General features: G+C 70.3%; 2 protein-coding genes. One reads left to right on the plus strand and one right to left on the minus strand.

Going from position 1 to position 6,496, the window contains the following annotated elements:
• Window positions 1-5,730, plus strand: a 5,730-nt coding sequence (gene uvrA / locus ACK42S_RS14400) for an excinuclease ABC subunit UvrA (protein ID WP_409708926.1), incomplete at its 5' end; no start/stop codon positions are given.
• 40 nt (window positions 5,731-5,770) lie between these two features.
• Here uvrA and ACK42S_RS14405 read toward each other — a convergent pair.
• On the minus strand, window positions 5,771-6,496 hold a 726-nt coding region (locus ACK42S_RS14405), incomplete at its 5' end, for an SIR2 family NAD-dependent protein deacylase (protein WP_409708929.1).

Consider the following 6,496-nt stretch of genomic DNA (forward strand, 5'->3'; position numbering starts at 1 on the left):
CAGCACAACCTCAAGAACCTGGACCTGGACCTGCGCACCGGCGAGCTGACGGTGGTGACCGGCCCCTCGGGCTCGGGCAAGTCCAGCCTGGTCTTCGACACCCTCTACGCCGAAGGTCAGCGCCGCTACGTCGAGACCTTCAGCGCCTACGCCCGCCAGTTCCTCGACCGCATGGACCGTCCGGCGGTCGATCACGTGGAAGGCGTGCCCCCGGCGATCGCCATCGACCAGACCAACCCGGTGCGCACCTCGCGCTCGACGGTGGGCACGATGACCGAGCTGAACGACCACCTCAAGCTCCTGTTTGCCCGCGCCGCGCAGCTCTACGACCGGCAGACCGCCCGGCCGGTGCGTGAAGACAACCCCGAGACCATCTACGCCGACCTGGCGCAACGCACGCAGGGCAGCGACCCGCGCCTGGTGGTGACGTTTCCTGTGGAGCTGCCCGCGAACACCTCGGCCGAGGAGATCGAGCAATGGCTGTCGGCCAGCGGCTACACGCGCGTGCAGGCCGAGCGCGAGGTGGTCACGCCCAGCGGGCCGCGCAAGGTGCTCGACGTGGTGGCCGACCGCTTCCGCCTGGCCGGCGCCGAGAAAGCCCGCGTGATCGAGGCACTGGAGGCAGGGCTCAAGCGCGGCAGCGGGCGTGTGAACGTGTATGTTTTGAAGGAAGAAGGCGAGCCCGACGTCTGGCGTTATTCCGCCGGCTTGCACAGCCCCGACAGCGACCTGCGCTACAACGCACCCTCGCCGGCGATGTTCTCGTTCAATTCGGCCTACGGCGCCTGCGAGGCCTGCCGCGGTTTCGGGCGCGTGATCGGGGTGGACTGGGGCCTGGTCATTCCCGACCACCGCAAGACCCTGCGCTCGGGCGCCATCAAGCCGCTGCAGACGCCGGCGTGGAAGGAGATCCAGGACGACCTGCTCAAGTACGCCGGCGAGGCTGGCATCCCGCGCGACACCGCCTGGAGCCAGCTCACCGAGGCCCAGCGCGCCTGGGTGCTGGACGGCTCGCCGCACTGGAACGGCAACTGGAACAAGCAGTGGTACGGCATCAAACGCTTCTTCGAATACCTCGAAAGCAAGGCCTACAAGATGCACATCCGCGTGCTCTTGTCGAAGTACCGCAGCTACACCCCCTGCGAGACCTGTGGTGGAGCGCGCCTGAAGCTCGAATCGCTGCTGTGGCGCCTGGGTGGCAAGGACGATGCCGACGCGGTGCTGGGCGATCGTTACACGCGCTTCCGGCCCGTGGGCGTGGCCTGGACGCAAGAGCAGCTCGACGCCTTGCCCGGCCTGTGCCTGCACGATCTGATGCTGCTGCCCATCGAGCGGCTGCGCATCTTCTTCGACCGCATCGCGCCGCCGGCCGCAGCCGGGGCGGACAAAGACCCGCTGCACCTGCTGTATGACGAGATCCGCACGCGGCTGAAATACCTCTGCGACGTGGGGCTGGGCTACCTCACGCTCGACCGGCAAAGTCGCACGCTCAGCGGCGGCGAGGTGCAGCGCATCAACCTCACCACCGCGCTGGGCACCTCGCTGGTGAACACGCTGTTCGTGCTGGACGAACCCAGCATCGGTCTGCACCCGCGCGACATGAACCGCATCAACGAGGCCATGCTGCGCCTGCGCGATGCCGGCAATACCCTGGTGGTGGTCGAGCACGACCCGGCCGTGATGTTGGCGGCCGACCGCGTCATCGACATGGGCCCAGGCCCCGGCGAGCGCGGCGGCCAGGTGGTGTTCGACGGCACACCCGAGGACCTGCGCCAGGCCGACACGCTCACCGGCGCCTACCTGGGCGCACGCAAGCGCATCGGCATCGGCATGCGCCGCCTCGTCAACCAGAGCACGCCCCGCCTGGTGCTGGAAGGCGCGCGCGAGCACAACCTGCGCGGCGTGACCGTCGAGTTCCCGCTGCAGCGCCTGGTGTGTGTCACCGGCGTGAGCGGTTCGGGCAAGTCCACGCTGATGCAAGACGTGCTCTACCCGGCGCTCGCCCGCCACTTCGGCAAGGCCACTGAAGCCCCCGGCGCGCACGACCGTCTGCTGGGCGCCGACTGGCTCACCGACGCGGTCTTCGTGGACCAATCGCCCATTGGCAAGACGGCCCGCTCCAACCCTGCCAGCTACGTGGGCGCCTTCGACGAGATCCGCACGCTCTTTGCTGCTGCGCCGCTGGCGCTGCAACGCGGCTACGGCGCCGGCACGTTCAGCTTCAACGCCGGCGACGGCCGCTGCCCCACCTGCGGCGGCTCGGGCTTCGAGCATGTGGAGATGCAGTTCCTCAGCGACGTGTACCTGCGCTGCCCCGACTGCGACGGCCGCCGCTACCGCGCCGAGATCCTGGAAGTGCACCTCGACCGGCAAGCCGCCGACGGCAGCTGGCGCACCCTGAGCGTGGCCGACGTGCTGGAGCTCACCGTCAGCGAAGCGGCCGAACTCTTCCGTAGCGACCGCGAGGTGCTGCGCGTGCTGCAGCCGCTGGTGGACGTGGGCCTGGAGTACGTCAAGCTCGGCCAGCCCGTGCCCACGCTGTCGGGCGGCGAGGCCCAGCGCTTGAAGCTCGCCGGCTTCCTGGCCGAGGCGGCCAAGAGCGCCACACCCAGCAAACAGTCGTTGGCGCGCAAGGGCACGCTGTTCCTGTTCGACGAGCCCACCACCGGATTGCACTTCGATGACATCGCCAAGCTGATGCGCGCCTTCCGCAAGCTGCTGGACGCCGGGCATTCGCTCTTTGTGATCGAACACAACCTCGACGTGATCCGCTCGGCCGACTGGATCGTGGACCTCGGCCCCGAAGGTGGAGAGGCTGGCGGCGAGGTCGTGTGCACCGGCACGCCCGACGACGTGAAGGCGCATGCGCAGTCGCACACCGGCCGGGCGCTGCGCGAGTACGAAGCCGCGCTGGGCCTGGGCGATACGAAAGCGCAAGAGGGCGCCCCGCTGCAGACCCTGGTGCGTGCGCGCCGCGCCGCCGTGCAGGTCAACGGTGCGGACGCCATTCGTATCGTCAACGCCCGCGAGCACAACCTCAAGGCCCTGAACGTGGACATCCCGCGCGGCAAGTTCAGCGTGGTCACCGGGGTGTCGGGCTCGGGCAAATCGACGCTGGCCTTCGACATCCTCTTCAACGAAGGCCAGCGCCGCTACCTCGAATCGCTCAACGCCTATGCGCGTTCCATCGTGCAGCCGGCGGGCCGGCCCGAGGTGGATGCCGTCTATGGCATCCCGCCCACCGTGGCCATCGAGCAGCGCCTGAGCCGCGGCGGGCGCAAGAGCACGGTGGCCACCACCACCGAGGTCTACCACTTCCTGCGCCTGCTGTATGTGAAACTCGGCGTGCAGCACTGCGTGCACGACGGCGCCGAGGTGCGCCCGCAAACGCCCGAATCCATCGCCGCCCAGCTGCTGCGCGACCACAAGGGCCAGCACGTGGGCCTGCTGGCCCCGCTGGTGGTGAACCGCAAGGGCCTCTACACCGACCTGGCCAAGTGGGCCAAGGCGCGCGGCCACACCCACCTGCGCGTGGACGGCGAATTCGTGCCCGTGGCCCCCTGGCCCAAGCTCGACCGCTTCAAGGAACACACCATCGAGCTGCCGGTGGGCGACCTCGTGATCCGCGCCGACAACGAAGCCGAACTGCGCGAGCTGCTGGGCCGCACGCTCGAGCTGGGCAAGGGCGTGATGCACCTGCTCGCCCCGCTCGACGGCCTGAAGGACGCGATGGCCGCAGGCCGTTCCACGGCCCGCATCGGCCAGGTGAAGGTGTTCTCCACCAAACGCGCCTGCCCGGTGTGCGGCACCAGCTACCCCGAGCTCGACCCGCGCATGTTCTCGTACAACTCCAAGCACGGCTGGTGCACCGACTGCGTGGGCACCGGCGTGCAGCTCACGCGCGAGCAGCGCCGTGCGCTGGACGACACGCGCCGCGACGATGACAAGGGCCGCGAGCAGACCTTCGCCGAGCCCGAGGTGGAAGACGTCTCCGACCAGCCCTGCGGCACCTGCGGCGGCGCGCGCCTGAACCCGGTGTCGCTGGCCATCCGATTCCGGGGGGAGTCGATCGCACAGATCGCCGCCCGCCCGGTGGCCGAGGCACGCCGCTGGGTCGAAGCCCTGGCCCTGGAAGGCCGCGAGGCCGCGATTGCGCGCGACCTGGTGAGCGAGATCCGCAGCCGGCTGGAGTTCCTGGAAGACGTGGGCCTGGGCTACCTCACGCTCGACCGCGCCGCGCCCACGCTGAGCGGCGGCGAAGCCCAGCGCATCCGCCTGGCTGCGCAGCTGGGCTCCAACCTGCAGGGCGTGTGCTACGTGCTGGATGAACCCACCATCGGCCTGCACCCGCGCGACAACCACATCCTGCTCGACGCCCTGCACAAGCTCGGCGAACAGGGCAACACCCTGGTGGTGGTGGAGCACGACGAAGACACCATCCGCCGCGCCGACCACATCATCGACATCGGCCCCGGCGCCGGCAAGCGCGGCGGCCGGCTCATCGCCGAAGGCACGGCCGAGCAACTGGCCGCGCATGCCGATTCCCTCACCGGGCGCTTCCTCTCGCGCCCGCTGGTGCACCCGCTGCAGCCGCGCCGCGCGGTGGACCGCCATGCGCCCAAGCTGTCCTTGCGCGGGGCCTCACTGCACAACCTGCGCGGCATCGACGTGGAGGTGCCGCTGCACCGCCTCGTGGCCGTCACCGGCGTGTCGGGCTCGGGCAAGTCCACGCTCGCGCGCGACGTGCTGCTGGCCAACGTGCAGGCCGTGGTGAACAGCCGCGGCAAGGGCCTGCCCGCCTGGATCGGCTGCACTGGGCTGGACGGCTGGGAGCACGTGGACCGCGTGCTCGAAGTGGACCAGACGCCCATCGGCAAGACGCCGCGCTCGTGCCCCGCCACCTACGTGGGCTTCTGGGATGTGATCCGCAAGCTCTTTGCCGACACCCTGGAAGCCAAGGCCCGCGGCTACGGGCCTGCTCGGTTCTCCTTCAACACCGGCGACGGCCGCTGCCACGCCTGTGAAGGGCAGGGCATGCGCACCATCGAGATGAGCTTCCTGCCCGACGTGAAGGTGCCCTGCGACGTGTGCCACGGCGCGCGCTTCAACCCTGAAACCCTCGCCGTCACCTGGCGCGGCAAAAGCATCGGCGACGTGCTGGCCATGGAGGTGGACGAGGCGGTGGACTTCTTCGCCTCTATGCCCCACATCGCCCACCCGCTGCAGTTGCTGAAGGACGTGGGCCTGGGCTACCTCACCCTGGGCCAGCCTTCACCCACCCTGAGCGGCGGCGAAGCCCAGCGCATCAAGCTGGTGACGGAGCTGAGCAAGGTGCGCGACGACGTGACCCGCCGCGGCAGGACTTTTGACCCCCAGACGCCGATGGCGTCGCCCCCCGAGGGGGACCGCCCGCTTGGGGCGGCCCGGCGCGGGCTGCCCCCGCACACCCTCTACGTGCTGGACGAACCCACCGTGGGCCTGCACATGGCCGACGTGGAAAAGCTCATCCGCGTGCTGCACCGCCTGGTGGACGGCGGCCACAGCGTGGTGGTGATCGAGCACGACCTCGACGTCATCGCCGAAGCCGACTGGATCCTCGACCTGGGCCCCGAAGGCGGCGTGGGCGGCGGCCAGGTGGTGGTGGCCGGCACACCGGAAGACGTGGTGGCCGCCGGCAGCCACACGGGGCGGGCGCTGGCGCCGGTGTTGGCGCGAGCCACCACGCGTTGAGCGGCGACGAAGGCTGTACCGCGTGCGGCGCCGTGTGGCGTCAAAGACGCGACGTCGAGTTCACGAGTGCGTTCAACCCCACTGCCGCCGTCGTCCTCCACACCCGGCTCACCTGCCCACTCAGTGGCGTGGCCTGCGGGTTGATCTCCACCACCGGCACGCCACGCGCCAATGCCTGCGCCGGCAAGCCGGCGGCGGGGTGGACGAGGCCGGAGGTGCCCACCACCAGCAGCAGGTCGCAGGTGGCCACGGCGTCCAGGGCCGCCTGCCAGGGGCCTGGGGGCAGCGCTTCGCCGAACCACACCACGCCGGGGCGCAGGGGGGCGCCGCAGTGGCCGCAGGCCGGTGGGGGGATGCGCAGCTCGGGTTGCCACTCCGGGGCCTGTGGTGCCAAAGGCTCCCTCGGTGGGCGGCCGCAGGCAAAGCAGCGGGGGGCGAAGAGGCTGCCGTGCACGTGGATCACGTCGGGGCTGCCGGCGCGTTCGTGCAGGTCGTCCACGTTCTGGGTGACGATGCGCAGGCCGCTCCGGTGCCGGGCCCAGCGGGCCAGGGCCAGGTGGCCGGCGTTGGGTTGGGCTTGGCGCACGAGGTGGGCGCGCCATTGGTACCAGGCCCACACCAAGGCGGGGTCGCGCTCGAAGGCTTCGGCGGTGGCCAGGGTTTCGGGGTTGAAGCGGGCCCACAGGCTTTTGGGCGTGTCGCGGAAGGTGGGCACGCCGCTTTCGGCCGACATGCCCGCGCCGCTGAGCACGCAGGGGCGTTGGGC

It is taken from the genome of Caldimonas sp. (assembly GCF_046289365.1).
Taxonomy (GTDB): Bacteria; Pseudomonadota; Gammaproteobacteria; order Burkholderiales; family Burkholderiaceae_C; genus Caldimonas.